This window comes from Legionella sp. 39-23 (genome assembly GCF_001897665.1).
Taxonomy (GTDB): domain Bacteria; phylum Pseudomonadota; class Gammaproteobacteria; order Legionellales; family Legionellaceae; genus Legionella; species Legionella steelei.
The window spans coordinates 38,079-58,778 of the sequence record NZ_MKTO01000042.1 but is presented as its reverse complement, the minus strand read 5'-3'; the positions used below and the strand labels follow the sequence as shown (position 1 = coordinate 58,778).

The following is a 20,700-nucleotide window of genomic DNA, read 5'->3' as shown; positions in this document are numbered from 1 at the left end:
AAAATGCGAAACCGTCACATGCATTTTTTATGATTTTTTTACAAGATTTTTATTTTGAAAACCACAATGGTGACCATGACGACCGTGATGAACAGGCAATAGAACACCTAATTTTTGGAACGTTTGGAACTGGGTTTGCGTCCATAAAACATTGATTTTCGCGTTAACTGCATTTCTTTTTTCCACCAAGCGAGATATATCAGTCCATTTTACATTAGGAGTAGCCATCTTACCTCTTATTTGCATACTCAATGCACGCTTCTCTTTAATTAAAGGAGTCATTTTTGCGCGAAGATTTTTCTTAATCTTTGCCAATTCAGAACGTTGTTCTGGAGTTAATAACTTACCTACATGCTGGCGATGCTGCCCTGTTTGATTTATAGAAGCTACTGTAGCCGTTGCTGACGGTTGTGCCGTTGCAATAGAAGCTCCCAAAACACCCAATGCCAAACCATTAACTAATAACAAACGTTTCATCTTCATTTTATTTCTCCTATAAAGTTACATTGTTAAGTGTAATGAGGCAATGTAATAGGAATATGACAAATGAAGGGTTTATTGTAACAACACTGTTACAATGCTCAACATCAGGTCATTTATTGATATAATGTCATCAAGTACTTAAATGAACGATTTTTTGAGCTAATAATTTTCTAGCCACATTCTTATCAGGTGATTCATGAGCACAAGAAAAAGCCACGTATTGATTGTTGATGATGATCAAGAAATTACTCACTTGATTAATGATTATTTAATTAAAAACGGTTTTCGCACCACCTGGACCTTGAATGGCTTAAATATCAAACAGTTATTAAGAGAAAATAATTTTGATTTAATTATTTTAGATATCATGCTTCCAGGAATTGACGGATTAAACTTATGCCAAACAATTCGCCAAACACACAGCATGCCGATTATTATGCTTAGTGCGGCAAACAGTATTGCTGATCGAGTCGCAGGATTAGAGCTGGGCGCAGATGATTATATTTCCAAGCCGTTCAGCTCTCGTGAATTGCTTGCACGAATCAAAGCGCAATTAAGACGCACCCAAGGTGAATTAGAGCATGATCGTAAAAAGCTCACGCCCTTACAACAAATACATTTTGAAAACTGGATTCTCGATCGCAACACCCATTCTTTGATTGATAAAGAATCGGTTGCTATCCCTTTAAGTCAACGAGAGTATGAACTGTTGGTTATTTTTTTAGAGCATCCCGGACGTATTTTAAGTCGCGACCAATTAATGGATTTGTTATATGAAAAAGATTGTGATTCGCAAGACAGAACCATTGATGTCCTTATTGGACGCTTGCGTAAAAAAATAGAGTTCGATCCTCGTAATCCACGATTATTGTTAACGATTCGTGGTGGCGGTTATCAATTTAAAACCAAGGTTGACTTGGTATGAGCCAATTAACTAAAACAGCAAAAAAGACCCTGGTTGGCTTAATACTAGGTAATTTATTAATCATTTTTTCACTCATGCAGTTGGGAAAATATTATTATGAAAACATCCGTTCTCCACTTCCACCTAAAGCGGTCCGCTCATTGACCCATCTCGTGACGTTGTTGCAAAAAAATCCTCAATCCGTCTGGCCTCTGATCTTAAGAAATCAAGGGATTTCCTGGGCGGAAATAACCTTATCTCCCCAGCCTGTATACGATAAAAATGCATTGTTAACCTTAAAAGCTCCCGTACTTATTAATTTAATAAAACAAAATAAGAAATTGGAATTCTCAGTATTTATAAAAGAAAATAACTGGTTGAATATCAAAGTGATTTCTTTTTTTCCCAGACAAGCGAACTCTATAGTCAGCCTATTTCTTATTTTAATTGGCGCGCTACTTTTTATTAATTATTGGGCAGTCAGAACGTTGAATCAACCAATACATACCTTAATTCAAAGCCTTCATTACAATGAGCATCAAGAAAATTGGTTGCCCATCCCAATCACTGGGAATCAAGATCAAAAAGCCATCTTTAAAAAAATTAATGATCTGCAGGAAAAAGTGAATAAACTTCTAGCAAATCGAACCCGAGTGGTCACTGCGATTTCACACGATCTACGAACTCCGTTAACTCGTTTAAAATTACGTGCTGAATATTTAGAAGATAATCCCAATTATAATAAAATAATGGCCGACATTAACGAAATGGAACTGATGATCCGTGAAACCTTAGATTATTTCAGGGATGTAAATGTTGAAGAAAAACCTCAGCTCTTTGATTTGGTCGCATTGCTTTCATCATTGAAAGATGATGCAGTTGAACTGAATTATGACGTAAGCTTTATCAGCGAAAGCCCAAAATTGGTTTATTATGGGACGGTAAATTTACTCAAACGTGCCTTTAATAATTTAATTAATAATGCAGTTCATTATGGCTATAAGGCAGTGATCCATCTAAATTGTTTGCAAGATATGATAGAAATTACCATTACTGACCAAGGCCCAGGATTACCCGACACAGATCTTGAACAAGTGTTCTTACCGTTTTATCGAGGAGAAAATTCACGTTCTCGCAGTACTGGCGGTACAGGCCTGGGATTAACCATAGCCAGAGAAATCATTCAAATGCATCAAGGAGATATTACTTTAACTAATAATTTGCAGGGCGGCTTAAAAGCAATCATTACTTTACCTCTTAGACCGTCTTAATTTCTTTGTATTTTGTGCGCCCTAAATCACCATAAATTAACTAAACTAAATATAGGCTTAAAATAATTCCATCATTGGTTGAAAAACGAAAAGGGTAGCGCAATGCAAGCGTTTAAAAATCTTTTCAACCACATAAGGTAGGCTGACTCATGGAACAACATGCCCGTCAATATCGCCTGATTTACTATGTTAGCCTTGAGTTAATTGTCATTAGTGCCGTTATTATTTGTCTCTATTCTCTGATGAAGTTGTGGTATATGGTTGTTCTTTTTAGTGGTGGATTTAGTATTGTAATAATTAATTTGTGGATTCTTTCCCGTACAGCAAATACTTTTTTCTGCGGGCATCTGATCACGCTGATTACGTTCACGATTATCATTGTTGCAAGCTGTATGATTTGGGGTATAGGAACAATCCATACGCAATGGTTTTATGTTATTCCATTACTTGCCGCTGCACTTGTTGGACGCAGTGGTTTGATTATTTATTCTGCCTTATCACTATTTATGATTCTGGGCTCTGGAAAATTATCGCTTCCTCCCTTTTATCATCTTCCCCAGTATAAACTTGAGATGATTGAGTGGGTAAATCATTTATTTGCCTATTTAATTCTAGTCACTACATTAATCAATTTGATATATGAACATGAACAATATGAACAAAAACTAACGAATAAAAATTATTTATTACAATCTGAAAAAGATAAATACCATTATTTAGCGCGTTTTGATCAGCTCACTAATTTGCCCAACAGCATGTATTTTAAGCAACATCTCAATGAAATTATTAACTCCTTAGCATCCAATTATCGCGCTACAATTTTCTTTATCGACCTCGATAATTTTAAATACGTAAATGATTGTTATGGTCATAACATAGGCGATCGCTTACTGCTAGAAGTCTCTAGACGTTTACAAATAAGTTTTCGCGAAGGAGACTTTATAGCACGTATAGGAGGTGATGAGTTTATCGCTGTAGTATTACATACCGAAGATGAAAAAATTCCTCAATTGATTGCTCAACGCATCATCCAAGAAGCCGAAGAAAAAATTCAGTTTGAGAATATTGAATTAAGCTGTCCTCTTAGCATAGGGCTTGCAACTTATCCAACAGATGCCCAAGAAGTAACTGAGTTGCTGATTAAAGCTGACCAAGCAATGTATGCGGCCAAGAAGATAAAAGGTAGTTCCTATTGCAAAGTGGACACATTAGCACTCTAAATTAACTTGCGTTTCCCATATAGACTTCATTCTGAGTAATATAATAAGCCCTATTCTTATCATGAATGAATTTTAAATACATTCATGATAAGAGCAAAACCGATTATATTGATGGACTCTTAAGAGAGTATTAAGTGAGTTTAGCTGGTAAGCTTTTAACATCAGGATTTTTTGAATAAGCCTCAAGAATTTCGTTAATTAATTGCTCTATAATACCTTCTCTCATTTCATCTTCAATTAATCCCATTTTTTCTTTCATATTATTCAACCGAGATTCTAATTCTTTAGCAATGGAACCATTAGGAAATAATGCCGCCAAAAGACGTCGTGCCTCACCTGGCCCAAGATGACGATACAAGTGGTTTCTCACTGTGGCATCCTCGGCTGTAGTACTAAATGCCCAGAGTTCAACTGGACCTAAAGTCAGAGTAAGCAACTGCACATTGACGCCACTTTTAGTAGCATATTGTGCCAGGAAAGTTCCTCCTCCTTGTCTTGGACCATGGACTCGAGTGCGTAAAGCGGTTTTTGCTGTTTCAGATAGCCCAAAAATGGCAGTCGTTTTTTCGATCGCTTGTGAAGGTCCTGCATCCATAATGTAAATTGCTGTAGCAAAATCGATCATGACTGGATCAAAGTCATCAACTGCCTGTGATAGCAAGGCAATTTGCACTTTCCATTTACGTCCTTCCCGCATATCAATAATCACTTGCTCACGTACTGCAGCAGATTTTGAAGTACGGTGAAACTCGTCATAAACAATACGTTTGTGATCTTCTCTAATCTCTTGCACTCTTTCTTTATGATATTCCTTGTATTGCTCTGGGATATTATTGAGACTCTCTTCAGTTAAATAATAGTGCCGTGCCAATACATAACGTGACAACATATACATGACTGCAGTCTGCCTGTCTGCTGCATCTCCACCACTTTTTGCTACCTCGTCAAGGTCAAGTGATACAACACGCGCGTCACCAATATCAAAACTCGTTACACGTGACAAAATAGGGTATTCACGAACAGCAGAAGAGATCATGCGTGAAAATGCATTAATTAACGATTCGCCAGTCGGTGCTGTGATTCGTTCATAGAGATCTTCAATAGATGGAGTACGGCAAATCGATGCAGCATCAGCCAATAAAGGCATCGCATAACGTTGCGCCAACATCGCTTCATGTATAAAACCTGCTGAATAAAGTGAGTCAGTTACTTCCCACCAGGTTGATTTTGAATCACGAACAAAGCCAATTTCCTCCAAAATACTGTCGAGGAATTCCTCTACTCCTGGAGAATAAGGTGATGGATTATATTCATCAGCCAAACTTTTATATAATTCATCTACCACCATACCTGCAAGGTCTGGCATACCATCATAGGGTTTTTCTGCACCCAATGGCGTCGTTAACAAGGTAATAAAGTTAACCAAAAATGCGCGCTCTAATGCAGTAGGATAACGACATCCCAATTGTGTATCAAAAGGATTGATTGAGTAATCAGGGGTCATTCTTAAACGATGATAAGCAACCAAATGGCGTTTTGATGCAGGAAGAGCCTCTTTCAGCAAAGAAATTAACCCGCTACTTGAAGGTCCAATATCAATAATTGCAATCCGTGGTAAACGCAACAACCCCCCTGATAAGCATAAAGCCAAGTTAATCGCATTCGATAAAACTGATTTACCAGAACCTGGACGCGCATATACGAGATCAATCCAGGTGGTTTGTTCTGTAGAGCCTGGCTGGAAAGGCCATGGTTTACCATCTGGAGTTCTAAAAAGTAATGCACCTTTTAGCCATGGCGATGCTGGGCGAGTAATCGGTAGTATGGAAATCACTGAGCTTAGTGGCGCAACAGTAGCTACTGCCGCACTATTCAGCGTAGCCGCCAACATCCCAGAGACAAAACCACCAAATGGGTCACCACAAATTTCAGAAACGTCGGTTGATCCCCACCCCTCAATTGCTTTGACTAGTTCAGAGCTACGTTGTCGCAATAATGCCATTCTGTCCTCAGGCGCCCAAGTTGTTGCAACAACACGCAAACGGACTATAGATTCGTCCGTATTTAACTGTAAATATTTTAATAAATTTACCGAGTCACTGATTAAACGATTTTGTGCTGAACTAAAAGTTAAAATTGCTGCCAATAGTCCTTTTAGTTTAATCGTAGCAAGCCCTTCACTTTCGATTAGAAAAGAGATTCTCCAAGGAACATGTGCCGGCAATATACGAGTAAATAGCTGAATAAATGGTCTAATGTCCTTGGGAAATAAATCAATGTACGTAGATGAGTAAATCTTGTCTCCAACCCTGACTGTACGCAAATCTAATACATCCGCATCACGAGGAAATACTTGTTTCGCCAGCGAAGGCCATAATAAATCAGAAGCGTCTCCGTCAAAAGAATTAATTTCTCTAGCAGTCACTTTATCCCCAGGCAGACTGGCTCGCCAATCATCAGCCGTATAATCTGGATCTGCAGTCATGCGTATTGCATGTATTGCATCATGAACTTCCAATAATTTAGCGAAAATATGTAGTGCATCCAGATCGTTCATCACCGCACGAACATAAGCATCATGAGTATCACGTAATTCAGGGATGGCCGCATAGATAGTCTGGCTGTTTTTAAACGGAGGAGCCTTCATATCTTTGATCATCTTAAATTTGGTTTTGGTTGCTACTTTTAATTGTTCCGAGGGTAAGTTGAATGGTCGGGTAATAAGTACAAAATAGACGCGCTCTTCTGCACAATATTGAGCCATATAATTGACACGTTCTTCAAATAAGTCCGTTAAATTGAGCTCAAGCCGTTTTGCAGATGCTGTAGCAGGTTCAAAAGTGTCTTGAATCAATTTCCTTATATTTTGTTTATCATGGCTAAAATATACCTGCAAAGCATGTCCTGGGCGCCCCATTGCCCCCTGAAATGCATTAGTTAACCCTGCAACCAAATTGTCAAACTCTTCAGCCCCTACAAGTGCAGAAACCCCTTCAATTTTCAAAATTGATAATAAAGAACCATCGTGATTAACCAACACAGTTGGACTATCTGCTGTTTCTAATTCAATATAAGATTCTGTTGTTTGCTTGAGCGAAGTACTTAGCCAGGCAAAGAAGGTATCTATTCCTTCAAAAAAAGATTCTGACCAATGCGCCATTCCATTACCTCTCTTTTAACTTGAAATTTCTTCTAGTGCACTCGCAGCCCATTTTTCAATTTGTTTACGGAATTTAGCTCTTGAAGGCAATAGAAGTATATTTTTAAATAATTGAGATCGTCTCTCTTCGTCATTCACTCCTGCATCGATCATTAACTGACCAAATATGGCAGGATCACTGGTTCCCTCACCAAATTTCTCCTCCACAAGTTGTGAACGAAATTTGAATGCTCGATAAATATTCTGTGCACTCGATTTATAGCCGGTATCATTAGTAATCGCACAAAATAACACATGACAGATACTATTTAACTCAGGCTGGGTTAGTTCGGGAAGATAAATTAATGTCCCTCCACCATAACCACCAACACCAACGGATTCAACAAAAAAACACTGTGCGCAGAAACAACAAGAAGTCACCAAATTATCTAACTTGTTGTTCGCATAATTATTATCAAGATTAACTACTTCTTGAAATAAGCGTGCTTGAAATCCACAAAACCTACATGTATATCTGTCTCTATGAAATACTTTTTGCTCAAACGCCTTAAATCGTTCGTCAACCTTTCTTGCAGAATATAAACGCCATGAACCAGGCGTAGCCATTAATTTTAATTTATTTTGTTCTTGATTAACTGCCATATCCTCGGCTCACATTGAATACAATAAACTTTGGCAATTATTCGTTTTAATACCTATTAAAAGATCCTCTTCCCCTTAACGGGGAGAGGATCAAAATGAATCTTACCATTATTATAAAAGCAACTATTATGCGATTAGCCGCTTCTTAATAAACTGTACCTGTAGGTCCAGCAGTTGTACCACCACTACCCCCGAACATTGTTGCTCCAGTAACTCCTAAAATTGTAGGTAGGAACAATAAAGCCGCAGCGATAAAAACTAATGCAATTGGTGTACCTATTGGAATTTGGGTCGGGTTATCTTTGTGCTGTTTAAACTTCATAATAGCACCAATTGAAAATCCCAATCCAGCCAGATAAGAACCTGCGGTGATCAGTTTTGTCAAGTTTGTAAATGACGAAGTAATGTTTGATGCCATCGACCCTATGGACTGGCCTGCTGCCGCATCTTGGCTAAACAAAACCAATAAGCTTAGGCAAATGAAACTGCCTATCCAATATTTGTAATCAGATTTACTAATGAGTTTGCTTTTCACCTTTTTTCTCCTCAAATTTAAATTTTAAAACAAATCAGTACATTCCACTCTGCTGCTACCCCCCATATAAAGTATTATTAATCATCTCAAGTGTTCCGATGATGTTAATTGCTAATATTCCTCCGAACACATGCATTAAACCTTTACCAGTCCCACCTGGGGGTTGTCCTTGCGAAGCAGAACGCGCAATCAATACCCATCCTCTTACAAAGGCGACTAAGCCAATTACCTGAATAATAATTGTTAAAGGTCTTCCAACGACGCTTCCAGTTCCGAATAAAGTATCCAGCGTAGGATTATTACTACTTACCGGCGCATAGGAAAGGACATTTTGATAACCAAATGTGGTTACCATTAATGCCGAAAAAGCCGTTGGAAAATAAATAAATATCGCACCAACTAACAAATACATAACTGGTTCTTTGATGCTTGTATTATTCGACATCATCGTCCGCGCCTCGCCATATACTTTTAAACTATAGATCGCTTTAAACAAAAAGGCACATCCAATCAAATATGCACCTCCTGTAATCAAACGCTCTACAGGAATCAACGAATTTGCGATATTAGTTAGTATATTTACTTGACCCGATATCCAGCAAGCTACCGATCCGCCTGTACATGTATCAGCCATAAAAACCTCAACTATCTTCTTGACTAAACCTAATTACTCGCCCGGAACTCGTTAAAACTCGCCCTTGCATAGAGTCGATTAATCTAACTGTCCCATATCCTGCGATTTTTGTCCCTTCTCTTACTGTAAGTGTAGAACCATTTGTGCCAATTAGCCAAGCCCGACCAGGAATTACTGCATTTATATAGTAAATTATTTGTGGAACTACGTTACGAACACGAACAACGCGTTTAACTGGTTTGGGTTTTGTACGCTCCATTAACACATTGATGATTTCAGATTGTTTGGTGACTTGATTATTCAAAACACTAATCATTTGGTTCAGTTTGGTAATCTGTGCATTTAATGCATTGACATTATTATTGACATTACCTACTTGTTGGCTCATTGAGCTCACTTCAGATTGAACCGTTTGCTGGCTTGCTTCAATAGATGCAACCTTTTGTTGTAGCGCTGTATTGTTCTCTTGCGCAGCCGGCGCTTGTGGTTGGACCGTGGGCTGTGGCTGAATAGGTTCTTGAGGAATTTGTGTTGGCGTTGTTTGTAGCTGAGGTTGTGGTTGCAGCTGAGGAGGAGGGGGAGTAACTTCCGCCATAGGAGCGGGATTTACATTCTCTTTAGTCGGAGTGGAAGTAGATTTAGAGAACATCCCGCCGATAAATTTATACATCAGCATAATAAAAACAATGACTCCCACTACAACTAGAGCATTGCGTGTAATATTCTTTTTTGGCCCCTGTCCATCAGGTGCTGCAGGAGTAGAACTTTTTGTATCAAACTCTGAAGTCTCCAGAGATTCATTCTCAAGAGAATCTAACTCAGCGAACTTATACTCATCGTTTTGATCATTATCTGCCATTTTTACCTGCCATCAAATTAAAAAGATTTCACATCCTGAGTAAATAAAACACCTACGGGAGTTCCTGCATAAACTTCAACAGTTGTAGGTGTATTAAATAATACTTGTGCTTGTTGTCCCCAAGTCTTACCAACCGTTGCCAAGCCAATTACAGCATTTTCCAGCGTAGAGCGGCCAACACCATTAGAAACAGTTACGTTATTGCCGCCACCTGTTCCACCGACGGTAACCGTTGTATTGGCTGACTGGAATGCATTACCAAAACCTTCTAAAAATGAGGAAGCAAATAATGAACCGTATCTCAGCAAATAATGATTATTTGTTTTGCTAGAAAGAGCAGTTCTTGCAGTATTTGGATCAATTGCATATGCAGAAATTGGAGTTGTTTTTGGTGCCCCAGGAATTGACATCGTATTAAATGTAATAACCATTTTGTTAGCATTCGAAGGTAGATTAAAGCTGCCAATTAATTTGGTTCCTTTGAGTCTTCCTGAAACAATAGTTGCGAGAATAGGTCCTGGTTCGTCGCTATTAATGGCAGTATCAATTACAGCGAAAAGCACATCACCTGTTTTAATCATATTAACGTCAGTAGTTGATGTGGTTGTGGTTTGAGTAACTGTTGTTCCACCAGGACCAGCTCCAGCTGCTGCTGTTGCAGCAGACGCTGCTCCACCACCCTCTTCTTCCTTACCTGCAGTAAAGTTCTGTGATGGTACACTGTTCCATTCACTTATTAATTGGTTTGCAGCCGATAACATATCTGAACTTTTTTGTTGAATTTTTTGTTGATATTTTTGTTCCGCTTGCTGCTCATTTTGTCTATTGATAATGGCTTGCAACTGTTCATTACTAGCAGCGGATCCTGGCAGTACTGGAGTTCCTGCCGCCCCCTGACCCATAGTGGGGATTCCACCAATGTTAAATGTGCCCTGTTGCAGATTTGGAGCGCCCAAGCCCGCTACTTGCGATCCCGCGCCTGTGGGAGCAACTGCCAAATTTTGAAGTTCGGTAGGACTGTATCCAGCGTTTCTTAAATCAGCAGCGCTATATCCGGCATCAGCCAAATCTTTAGCACTAAAACCTGCTGCCTTCATTTCGGCTGCTGTAAAGCCAGCATCTTTTAAATCCTTAGCGCTAAAACCCGCATCTTTTAAGTCTTTGGCACTAAATCCAGCATCCTTTAAGTCTTTGGCACTAAATCCAGCATCCTTTAAGTCTTTAGCGCTAAAGCCTGCATCCTTTAAGTCCTTAGCGCTAAAGCCTGCATCTTTTAAATCCTTAGCGCTGAATCCTGCTGCCTTTAAATCCTTAGCGCTAAAGCCTGCATCTTTTAAGTCTTTGGCGCTAAAACCTGCATCCTTTAAGTCTTTGGCACTAAAACCTGCATCTTTTAAGTCTTTGGCACTAAAACCTGCATCTTTTAATTCTTTAGCTGTGAATCCAGCATCTTTTAAGTCCTTAGCACTAAAACCCGCAGCTTTTAGTTCAGCAGCTGTAAATCCTGCATCTTTAAGCTCTTTAGCTGTATAACCAGCATCTTTTAGTGCTTTTGCTGAACATCCAAGCGTTTTCTTGATTGTCAAAGCACTAACACCCGCGGCTCTTGCTTTCTTCAATGACTCAACACTGCAATCGGCTACACGACCATTTGCAATGATATCTGCTGGATTCAATCCTGCATTTTGTAAGTCCTTAGGAGTAAACCCAGCAGCAAGAAGTTGCGCTGGAGTAAACCCGGCATCAAGCAATGATTTTGCATCGTAACCCGCATTCTTTAATGCTTCAGCACTACATCCATTTAATTCTTTAATCCGCTTGGCAGAAACACCGGCTGCAAAAAGCTTTTTCAAATTATCTGGGTTACAACCCGCAGCTCTGATTTGTGCATCAGTTAGAGGAGTAGCCGCACTAATTTGTGCTGGAGTGAAGCCTGCATTAGCTAATTCCGCATCGGTAAAGCCCGCTGCTTTTAATGCTTGAGCACTGCATCCAGCATATTGTTTAATTAAAGTCGCGCTAACTCCAGCAGCTCTTTCTCTTTTTAATGCATCAACATCACAACCTGCTTTTTTTACATCATCAGCAGTAATACCTGGCGGAAGCTCAGCCTCTGCTGCCTTTATCTCTGCTGCGGAGTATCCTGCTTTAGCAAGGTCGTCTGGAGTAAATCCTGCATTTAATAGATCTCGAGCAGTAAATCCTGCCGCTTTTAATTCCTCTGGGGTAAAACCAGCTCGTTTTAAATCCGCTGCGCTAAAGCCCGCATCGCGCAACTCTTTAGCAGTAAACCCTGCTGCTTTTAATTGCTCTGCACTACATCCACTTATCCTACGAATTGCTGAAGCTGTAACACCTGCTTTACGTAGTTTGGTCAATCCTTCAACACTACATCCTGCTTTTAATACATCCGCAGCGCTTATTCCTGCTGGCAAACCACTGGCTTTAGCTATTTCCTCTGGAGAATACCCGGCCCCTTTCAATTCATCATCAGAAAAACCTGCATCTTTCATCTCTTGAGCAGTAAAACCTGCATTACGTAATTCGCACGCATTAAAGCCGCAATCTCTTAATCTTGAGGCAGTATAGCCTGCATCTTTAAGTTGTCTGGCATTATATCCCGCAGCTTTTAATTCTTTACAGGGACAAACTGGATTCAGATCCTGTAAAGAAAAACCATTGTCCTTTAACTGAGCACAGCTACATGCTTGTTTTAGATCAGTTAATTGCGCACCTTGGCTAACAACCTGTTGTACCACTGTCTTTGAACAACCACCGTTTTGTAATGCTTGCAACCATAGACTTTTTTGAGCGCCTTCTTCATTTTCACGCGCTAAAGTAGCAAATCCTACGCCACTTTGCCCACCTTGAGAACCAATAACACCAACCCCCTCTCCTAAAGATTGAGTTCGAATAATCGTTGGAATTGCACTGCCACCACTTTGCTCTGCTTTTTGTGCCTGGTTGACATTTTGTTCTTCCTGTAATTTGGCATATTGGGCAGTTGGGTTGAGGACCCCAGGAATGGACTGGATGCCTCCAGGAGCATGTCCAAGAGTCGCCTGTGCTGAAGGGCCTGTACCTATCGATTTTAATTTTATATACCCGACTACCACAGCAATCACTAATAATACTGCTGTAAAAATAATAATAACTCGGGTACGAGTGTTTGAAAAAAGTGATTTAATATTTTCTTTTCTGCCAGCCATTTATAACCCTTCTACCTTGAGCTGCATGACCTTCCCATGCCAGGAAACGAGTAACACCGGAGATTTGTGCATTTCATATGCATGAGTCCCATCTGCGCTGGTCATACTTGCCAACCAGCCCGGTGACAATATAGTAAGATTTGTTCTAACATACATTCTGTCATTGGCTAACCAAGCACGCGCATCTCCTCCTGTAATAGTTAAGCGTTTACTTCCAGGAGGAGGTACACCATCTAAAACATGAAGAAGTAATTCACTAGCTGAGGGGGGAATCCCTGTTTCTAATGGCATACTTTTAGCATTTGGTCCAAAACCTTGAACACGTAAATCAACTCGATAATCAACTGCTTTTTGTCCTGGTATTAAAGTAAGCATTACTGGCGTATTTAAACCTCTCAAACGCACAGCCAAATTACCATAATTGTACAACTTCATTGCTTGAATCATTATGGTATTGCTTGTTTTATCCCATTGAATATTGAATGAGTTAGGATCTCCCAAATCATAAGCGGCAATTGGCCATGGCGCTCCCGAGGAATCAAGAAAAACCAATGAAGAAACAAACCCTTGAGCCAAACGTATGACCGGTGGGGTTGAGCCCGGAGACAAATTTACAAATTGAGAAGTTGCTGTAGGTTTTGGTGGGGTTCCTGCGGGCGAAGCCTTAGCATACTCCATGGTGTCATGTAATTGCCTTAATTGGCCAATTTGTCCTGGGTTCATTGGATAGATACTTTTTGTCATATCTTTAAATGCTTTATTATCAATGATTTGCTCATCATTTTGCGTTACTATCTGCGGCGCATTAGGATTGGGCGCAGCAGGATTCTCAGGTCTTGGAGGAGGACCTTTATAAATATTCCCAGCAAGCGGAATAGGAATATTGGGGCCTTGATCCGCTGGCGGATTTTGCGCAGGAGTTGGATTTTGCCCTGCTTGAGCTCCTGCCGGTGCCGGTTGATTTTGTCCTAGTGCCTGATTTTGTCCTCCTGGCTGATTTTGTGATAACCGTTGTTGCAATAAACGCAACTGTTGTAAGGCCTGCTGAGCGCTATCTGTTGATTGATCCTGCGCATAGACAGGAGCCGGAACCCAATAGACTATTCCATGCAACAAACAAAACTTTAAAAACCAACTCAGCTTTTTCATTAAGACACTCCACCTGTGGCAGGTCCTACAACAAATTGCGATATACCTATCCCTCTCGGCGAATTTAAAGTAGATACACGAGTAATTAACATAGTAACCACATTATTTTGTTGAGTAAACTCACTCGCACTCTGGTAGGTTACCAATATAGGCATTTGTACTCGCCATGAAAAGTTTCCATTTAAAACACCTTTTTGCAAAATAATAGGTGCTCGTGTTGCCACTGCAGAAACAATCAGTTTTTTGGCTTTGACTGCATCCAAGTTATTTGATTGTTGTAAAGCACTTAGGAACTGGTCCCAACCTTCGGCGGTAAAAAATCCAGATGAAGCCTGTAATTCGTCTCTATAGTTAACAAAATTGTAAGTAAATGCAGCAATCGCAGCCTGATTCGCCCATTGCAATACAGCCGAATCCGACTGGTTTGGTTCACTCAAAGGGAACAGTGGTGTAATACGGCCATTAATACTGGTAGCAAAATATTTAGGAGCTGGGGGGTGAGTGATCATGTACACTAATAGTGCAGCTAAAACAATATTGACAACAAGAGCAATTAACAACGCAAGCATTACCTTACGTTGGCTGTCCTTATAAAATTTGTTTCTTAGTGCGACAACTGTCAAGGAATCTTCAGCCATAATGTCCTCTATTTAATGCTTATTGTGGTATCACTTTATCTTCATTCTCCGCAGGCGGATCAGGAGGAAGTAACGCGTTCGATGAATAATTTGGAGCCAGCAGAGGCTGCAATTGAATAGGTGGTGCTATACCACTCGTTGCATAAAAATCCCGCTCAGGCTCAGTTAAATAAATATAAGCGATTAAAACGCCAAAAATACAATTCAACAGCAGGGATATAATCAACGTCGTCAACCCGCGTCTATATGAGTTAACGTAAAAATTCTTACTACCCTTGATCAATCCCCATGTTTCACGACTCATTATGTCCCCTACGCCACAGCTCGCCTGAAAGTAATTTCTACCCTAGCATTTACTGAATTATCACCGCCTCGCATGAATGAAATAATAGGTTTATCACTACCTAATCCTTGTGTAAAGATAAAACGGCTATCCACTCCTTGAGACCAAAGATAATCACTAACCACCCTAGATCGCGCTAAAGTTAATGCATGCTCTCTTTGTGGTGATACGTATTTGTTGCTGTAACTGGCTATATTAATTGCAATCTTGCGAAATTGTTTCAGAAACACAGCGATTTCATTTAATAAAGGATACGACTTCCATTTTAGACGTGGTGTTTCTGGTTCAAATAAGTAGCTGGCAGGAATACTAATCATATAATCCTGACCGATAGTAATTACTTTTACCCCTTGTTTATTTAGTTTTTTAGTGAGCTTCATGATGGTGGCATCACAGGCACCGAGAACCTTACAGGGATATTTAGGCTCTACTTTTTCTAGCGCCCACTGGTCACCTTTACAGGCAGTTAACATAATTAAGGCAATCACCCCAACAGCCCGGATTAGATTAATACGTACCGATCTCACTCACTATCCTCAAAGTTCAATAAAATGATTCTGACTGTAGTTCTGTTGTGTGTGTTCCATCTTTAAGAAAAACATACAAATCATTACGTTACAATGAATTCGATAAAATAGCTATTTTTTTAAAAATTTATTTTTTTTTTTACATTTCATTGAATAAAAACGTGGCGGTCAGGATTATTTTTTCGCAAAATTAAAAAATGTGAATAAGCTTCTTTAGGCATATGCTGTCGTGAAATAAAATACGATGCAAGTAGTACAAGAAAGGAGCGTTTATATGATGACTCACGCATTACCAAAAAATTAATTCCATACTTCAAACTCAAAAAAAATGAGCCATGAATAGACACAGCTCAATTTTTTCGGTATTGATAAATAATTGTTTAACTACTCTTCAGAGCTTTTATTTGCATTTTCGCGTTCTGTAGCAATTTTTGCGGATAAGGATCTTACCAGATCAGTTAATTCATCTGGCGCAATAAAGTCTCTTTCTTCTGGAGGATAACTCGTTGCCAATTGGAAATCTTTAACCAGTTCATTCGCAACCGTGCCCGCATATTTATCCTTAGCACCTGCCAAGCGTTCGATATTCATCATCTGATTACGTGTTTCATTAATAGGTAGTAATGCCTCTGCGAATGTCACTTTATCGCTCACTAAAATTGGCGGAGCACCTACATTTTCTCGTAAACCACTAAATATTGTTAATGCACCTTCGACTTCTTCCTCAATCAAATCTTCAACTGGTTCTGGCTCATTATGACCATGAAACGCAATTAAAGCAGATACACCTCGCTCTATGGGCTCGTCTATTGGTGATTCACGTAACAACTTGGAAATAAGGGTAATTTCTTCATTTTCCACCGTCTTGTTAATTGACAAATCACCACTTTCCAAAATGGATTGGAATGAGACTAATTGTCTTTGCAATCTCATTAAGTAATCGTCTGGAGGGGCTTCCACTTTTAAAAATTGATTTAGTTTCAACTGCTTCACTGGCTTAGGATTCGCATAAAACATTCGTGCACGAACAATTTTTGACTTGAAGAATATATGCGCCTCACCTTCTGTTTGTTCTTTTAAATCCAGTAGGTCAACACGAGCTCTTTTTTCAAATGAAGAGCTTTTACTGTCCATGTAGGTATTTGCCATGCTGGTATCTTTGGCTTGGAATGAATCAACTTTGGTTACATAAGCCTCACCTGCCGTTTTGGTAAAGAAATCCCAGGTTTCAGTTGGATCTTCCAGTTTCATACATATTTTAATGTTTGTGTTTGCACCGATAGACGCAGCTTCTTCTTTTGAAGCTTTTTGGAAAGCGGGTAAATCTTGTCCTGCAAAAATAGCAGAGAACCCTAGAGAACGCGCTTGCGCAGGAACCACTGCAAAACCTTGTACAGCATAATATCCATACTCATCAAGGATACACATATAAGGAGTAGGTGCATTGGTTGGTTTTCTCAAGATTACATCTCGATAGTCCCCTTCAACGTCCTCTCCTAAACCTGCTGCCATCATCGCTTTTAAGGAAGAAACAATAATCTTACCTAAGTTAGATAACTCATCAGGAGATTTTTCTAATGCGGGTAAGAGTACAACGAGAATTCGGCGATTCAAGACCACGTCTTTAAAATCTACCTCAGCTAGATTGGTACGCACTATATGTCCATAAGTATCCGCCAAGGATGAAAACGCCCTGACCAGCTGCATGGTGATAAAACCGTGTTGTTCCAAAACCTGTGATACTTGCTTACCTTTTTTCTCTTTATTATACCCTGGCAAAGTACCTAAGTAGTTACGTAAAGGGTCTGTAACTAATTTTGGAATCTGTTCGATGTTCACACTTTCCTGATTATCGCGTGGGAAGATTTTATCAACGACTATGGTTTCTAATCGGGTTAAATCAAAGTAGTTACGGATGGTATCAGCATCCAAAAGTATCGCGCCCTCATCACGCATATACACCAGAAGACGCATCAAGGCTTCAACGAAGGCAATAGCACGACCTTTCCACATATCACCGTCGCCGCCTCCTTTTGAATCCCCCATCAGGCTGACTACAAGCTGGGTTAACATACTGGAGGAGCCTTGTGAAAACGGATTAAACGTATTCGACAGCCTTCTTTCTTGTGGGCCAATAATATCTCGCGCACCAGTCATGAAGTTAATCAGAAGTAAATCATCTTCACGCCCCATACTGCGAACCATGGAGAACACTTTAGCATAGAGGGAGTTATCCCCTTTACCATCGACATAAATAAAACCACTTCCTTGTACTAAAGCATTAAAAGCAAGCGAGACCAAACATTCTGTTTTACCACTACCAGTGGAGCCGAAAATTAGTGCGTGCGTACGCATGTCATCATTAGCAAACCATAATTCATGGCCTGTTTTGCGATCGTTACCAAAAAACGCAATCCCTCGAGCCATATTCGGTTTGTTAACACCTGGCTTCATATCATTGTAGTCTTTGACACGAGAAATGAGTGGAAGACGGAAAGGCAATTTTTGTTTCCGTGTGTAACTATAAAGAAAACATCCGCCCCCCACTAGCATCAATAAGGTTGCTGCTTCTGAGAAGTAATACGACATCGCTGACAAGGTAAACAACACAATCGCAATATTCGTGGGATCTGCAAAAAAATCCGCCAGCCGTTGGGTAAGCGTCCGTGTGTCCCTAAGTAGGAGGGTGGGATCTAACTCATGACGTGATTCAATACCGCGCATCATGGCTCTAACTCCTGCATTTGTCGGGGTGTTAATTTAACTTCTTTTATGGCGATTTCCAAAGCTTTAATCGCTTCATCAACCATAGGCACTAAAGAACGACGCCCCATTTCTTTCTCAGCTTTCCAGTGAGCGAACGCACCTGCGACCTCAGAAAAGGGAGTTTGTCTACCAACACAATTAAGCATATACCATAAACGCCTATCAACGGGCCTTAACCATAAAAACTCAGAGCTCGGAACAACCCCGTCCATCCGAGCTTTCTCGAGTAATGATGCCATTATACATAGAGTATAGGCGTGTTTTGTAACAACTTCCTGGATAAGTTCTGTATTTTTATATTTTTCTATCGTAGGTCTGGCAACAGAATAATCCAGTTTTCCTGTAACATAAGTTCTATCTAGTGTAGATAAAATATTGTTTGCCGCATCTCTATCCCGATTAATACGTGCCATAAAAACAGCAGCTAAGGCATAAGCTTGGGGCGAACAATGCTCGAAACCATCCCAATAAGGGCCTAATTGCAAAGTAAAAACTCGTTTTGCATCACCTCTGCGTATCCCCGCCGTCATTTCTTGACCAGGTACAGGATTGTCTAATAAAACATCTTCTTTTTTTAATAAATTGTATTTACGTGCAAATTCCATTGGCGTCAAAGCCATAGCCCAAGTACCTTTATTGATATCCTGAGCGACCAAATCTTCTTTAACTATAGGCATAATTGCAGGCCAATTAAACTGCTCTTGCTCCCGCAATTTTTTCATATCATAAATTTTACGGAATTTTAAAGTGATATTTGATTGATACAAAAGCACTGCTAAAGCAAGTAGGACAATCACTACTGGATAACGCATGAAGTCGCCAACTGCACGTGTTGTATCTAATAGTTGATTCCAATCTACTGCATTGGGATCTATTGTTTGCATGATTTGAATCAAGCCTGCGAGCTGATCATTATGGACAAAAAGGTTAACAAGTTTTGCTTGCCAAATATTAATTTGAAAAACAACCATCACAATATACTGATGTCCTGTTTTCCAAATTAGATACACCGTAATAAACAATAGTACCATGACCCATATTGGACCCATGCCACTATCTTGACCTTGTTGTTGCGGTTGTTGTGCCATTAGTGATTACTTCAAAATAGTTTGTCTTTATAAGTATATACTGCTCTAGGATAATTTTGCGAGCGATTCGCAAGCATAGCAACAAAGAGAGATATTAAAACTCACGATTCTTTGATTAAACGGCCACGTGAATATTTATAAACACCGCTGATATGGACAAACCGGGTAATATTCTCTAAGTCTAAAGATCTGTCTTTTAACGTTAATAAAGGATTTCCTAACCTATCATGTAAGATTTTATCTGGGGCAAGGTGAATCATATCGGTATTATTGATATAGATACCTACATAAGCTTCATTCTGCTTGTTTTCTTTTGATTTGATTAATTCCTGCACCTGCTCTTCACTTCCATAAATCGGACGAGAAATCATTTGGCGCGGCAAATTAATAATTATCCTTTCCCAAGATTGAATATTAGAACCGTCTGAAGTATATAAAGAAATGAAAACTTCTTGCTGATTGCCTCGCAAAGCAAGGCGATTTGCCAGATTAGTATCCGATTGAATTTGTGATTGACTGCGCATATTAATTTTTTTGGAAAAATTATCGCGAATTCCGATTAAACGATTACCGATTGACCGTAGAAAATTCGATTTATCCCAGGGGCCATTTTGAATTGCATAATCCAGCGCTTTAAGAATCGCATCATTATGCTCTTTAGTGAAATTTTCGTTTGCCATAAAACCAGGTTTATTTTTAAAAGAGAAATCAATGCAGTATTATGGAGTATAACAGTAATTTCGATTATATAAAAAATATAAAATCCACAAAGAGAAAAGACTCTCTTTGTGAGCATAACAAAAATTATTATTTTTTACCTAGATACTGAACTCAATTCCTTTACATACCATAGCTAGTCGTCTCTTCAGCACCTTTCTCTTCTTGAGCGTTCTCACGAGATTGTTTAAGTGCTTGAAGTTGTTCCTTGGCTCCAGGAGTAGGAGTTTGTGGCGTCGCTTCTTGATTGTTCATGGCCTCTTTCGGCAATGTATTTGGGTTAGCTATTACCTGAGTTACGACATCCAACATCTGAGCTCCCTCTAGAAGATCACTGGTATTGCGACCGCTTGCATCCATCACTGATTTCATTCTTTCAATAGGTGTTTTGCATTCAGTTTCAATCTGGGTCTTCAGGTCACCACTTTCTTGTTTAAAAAATCCCATAGCATTACCCCTAAACATAAAATCTTTAATTAACATAGTCTATCAAAATTAACTATAAATGCATCTATAATCATCAAAGCTTACGATTTATTTACAATATATTTTAAT

General features: G+C 39.5%; 18 protein-coding genes. 3 read left to right on the top strand and 15 right to left on the bottom strand.

Going from position 1 to position 20,700, the window contains the following annotated elements; genetic code table 11:
• Positions 1-27: 27 nt before the first annotated feature.
• Positions 28-483 (bottom strand): hypothetical protein, encoded by a 456-nt coding sequence (locus tag BGO44_RS16090; RefSeq protein ID WP_058509946.1) that lies wholly within the window; start codon positions 481-483, stop codon positions 28-30.
• 196 nt (positions 484-679) lie between these two features.
• On the opposite strand from BGO44_RS16090, the gene BGO44_RS16085 reads away from it, so the two are divergent.
• The 3 genes from BGO44_RS16085 to BGO44_RS16075 all read left to right on the top strand — a co-directional run bounded on the left by BGO44_RS16085 (position 680) and on the right by BGO44_RS16075 (position 3,878).
• Positions 680-1,408 carry a response regulator transcription factor gene (locus BGO44_RS16085; RefSeq protein WP_058509945.1) on the top strand — a complete coding sequence of 243 codons (729 nt, stop codon included), beginning with the start codon at positions 680-682 and terminating at the stop codon, positions 1,406-1,408.
• Positions 1,405-2,658 (top strand): sensor histidine kinase, encoded by a 1,254-nt coding sequence (locus BGO44_RS16080; RefSeq protein WP_058509944.1) that lies wholly within the window; start codon positions 1,405-1,407, stop codon positions 2,656-2,658. Before BGO44_RS16085 ends, BGO44_RS16080 begins: the two co-directional genes overlap by 4 nt.
• A 149-nt stretch (positions 2,659-2,807) precedes the next feature.
• Positions 2,808-3,878 (top strand): GGDEF domain-containing protein, encoded by a 1,071-nt coding sequence (locus tag BGO44_RS16075; RefSeq protein WP_273198528.1) that lies wholly within the window; start codon positions 2,808-2,810, stop codon positions 3,876-3,878.
• A gap of 130 nt (positions 3,879-4,008) precedes the next feature.
• Here BGO44_RS16075 and BGO44_RS16070 read toward each other — a convergent pair whose 3' ends face one another.
• The 14 genes from BGO44_RS16070 to BGO44_RS16005 all read right to left on the bottom strand — a co-directional run bounded on the left by BGO44_RS16070 (position 4,009) and on the right by BGO44_RS16005 (position 20,628).
• A complete protein-coding gene (locus BGO44_RS16070; RefSeq protein WP_058509943.1) occupies positions 4,009-7,038 on the bottom strand; it encodes a putative type IV secretion/conjugal transfer ATPase in 3,030 nt (1,009 codons plus the stop codon).
• 15 nt (positions 7,039-7,053) lie between these two features.
• Positions 7,054-7,680, bottom strand: coding sequence for a type IVB secretion system protein IcmJDotN (gene icmJ / locus BGO44_RS16065; RefSeq protein ID WP_058509942.1), 627 nt, complete (start codon positions 7,678-7,680; stop codon positions 7,054-7,056).
• Positions 7,681-7,825: 145 nt separating this feature from the next.
• Positions 7,826-8,215, bottom strand: coding sequence for a hypothetical protein (locus BGO44_RS16060; protein WP_058509941.1), 390 nt, complete (start codon positions 8,213-8,215; stop codon positions 7,826-7,828).
• A 55-nt stretch (positions 8,216-8,270) separates the two neighbouring features.
• Positions 8,271-8,849, bottom strand: coding sequence for a hypothetical protein (locus tag BGO44_RS16055; RefSeq protein ID WP_058509940.1), 579 nt, complete (start codon positions 8,847-8,849; stop codon positions 8,271-8,273).
• 7 nt (positions 8,850-8,856) lie between these two features.
• The gene (gene icmG / locus BGO44_RS16050) at positions 8,857-9,708 is read right to left on the bottom strand and encodes a type IVB secretion system protein IcmG/DotF (RefSeq protein WP_058509939.1); all 852 of its coding nucleotides are present in this window, start codon (positions 9,706-9,708) and stop codon (positions 8,857-8,859) included.
• Between the two features lie 17 nt (positions 9,709-9,725).
• Positions 9,726-12,917, bottom strand: coding sequence for a type IVB secretion system protein DotG/IcmE (gene dotG, locus BGO44_RS16045; RefSeq protein ID WP_273198531.1), 3,192 nt, complete (start codon positions 12,915-12,917; stop codon positions 9,726-9,728).
• A complete protein-coding gene (locus tag BGO44_RS16040; protein ID WP_058509937.1) occupies positions 12,918-14,066 on the bottom strand; it encodes a DotH/IcmK family type IV secretion protein in 1,149 nt (382 codons plus the stop codon). It abuts the gene before it with no gap.
• Positions 14,066-14,704 (bottom strand): type IVB secretion system apparatus protein IcmL/DotI, encoded by a 639-nt coding sequence (locus tag BGO44_RS16035; RefSeq protein WP_058509936.1) that lies wholly within the window; start codon positions 14,702-14,704, stop codon positions 14,066-14,068. The genes BGO44_RS16040 and BGO44_RS16035 overlap by 1 nt, the downstream gene beginning before the upstream one ends.
• Positions 14,705-14,723: 19 nt before the next feature.
• Positions 14,724-15,008 carry a type IVB secretion system protein IcmM/DotJ gene (gene icmM, locus BGO44_RS16030; RefSeq protein WP_058509935.1) on the bottom strand — a complete coding sequence of 95 codons (285 nt, stop codon included), beginning with the start codon at positions 15,006-15,008 and terminating at the stop codon, positions 14,724-14,726.
• An 8-nt stretch (positions 15,009-15,016) separates the two neighbouring features.
• Positions 15,017-15,574 carry a type IVB secretion system protein IcmN/DotK gene (gene icmN / locus BGO44_RS16025; protein ID WP_058509934.1) on the bottom strand — a complete coding sequence of 186 codons (558 nt, stop codon included), beginning with the start codon at positions 15,572-15,574 and terminating at the stop codon, positions 15,017-15,019.
• A gap of 384 nt (positions 15,575-15,958) precedes the next feature.
• Positions 15,959-18,301 (bottom strand): TraM recognition domain-containing protein, encoded by a 2,343-nt coding sequence (locus BGO44_RS16020; protein WP_058509932.1) that lies wholly within the window; start codon positions 18,299-18,301, stop codon positions 15,959-15,961.
• Positions 18,298-19,428, bottom strand: a complete 1,131-nt coding sequence (gene icmP / locus BGO44_RS16015) for a type IVB secretion system coupling complex protein DotM/IcmP (protein WP_058509931.1) — start codon at positions 19,426-19,428, stop codon at positions 18,298-18,300. The genes BGO44_RS16020 and icmP overlap by 4 nt, the downstream gene beginning before the upstream one ends.
• 101 nt (positions 19,429-19,529) lie before the next feature.
• Positions 19,530-20,108, bottom strand: a complete 579-nt coding sequence (icmQ, locus tag BGO44_RS16010; RefSeq protein ID WP_273198533.1) for a Dot/Icm secretion system protein IcmQ — start codon at positions 20,106-20,108, stop codon at positions 19,530-19,532.
• Between the two features lie 160 nt (positions 20,109-20,268).
• The gene (locus tag BGO44_RS16005; RefSeq protein WP_058509929.1) at positions 20,269-20,628 is read right to left on the bottom strand and encodes a hypothetical protein; all 360 of its coding nucleotides are present in this window, start codon (positions 20,626-20,628) and stop codon (positions 20,269-20,271) included.
• Positions 20,629-20,700 lie beyond the last annotated feature (72 nt).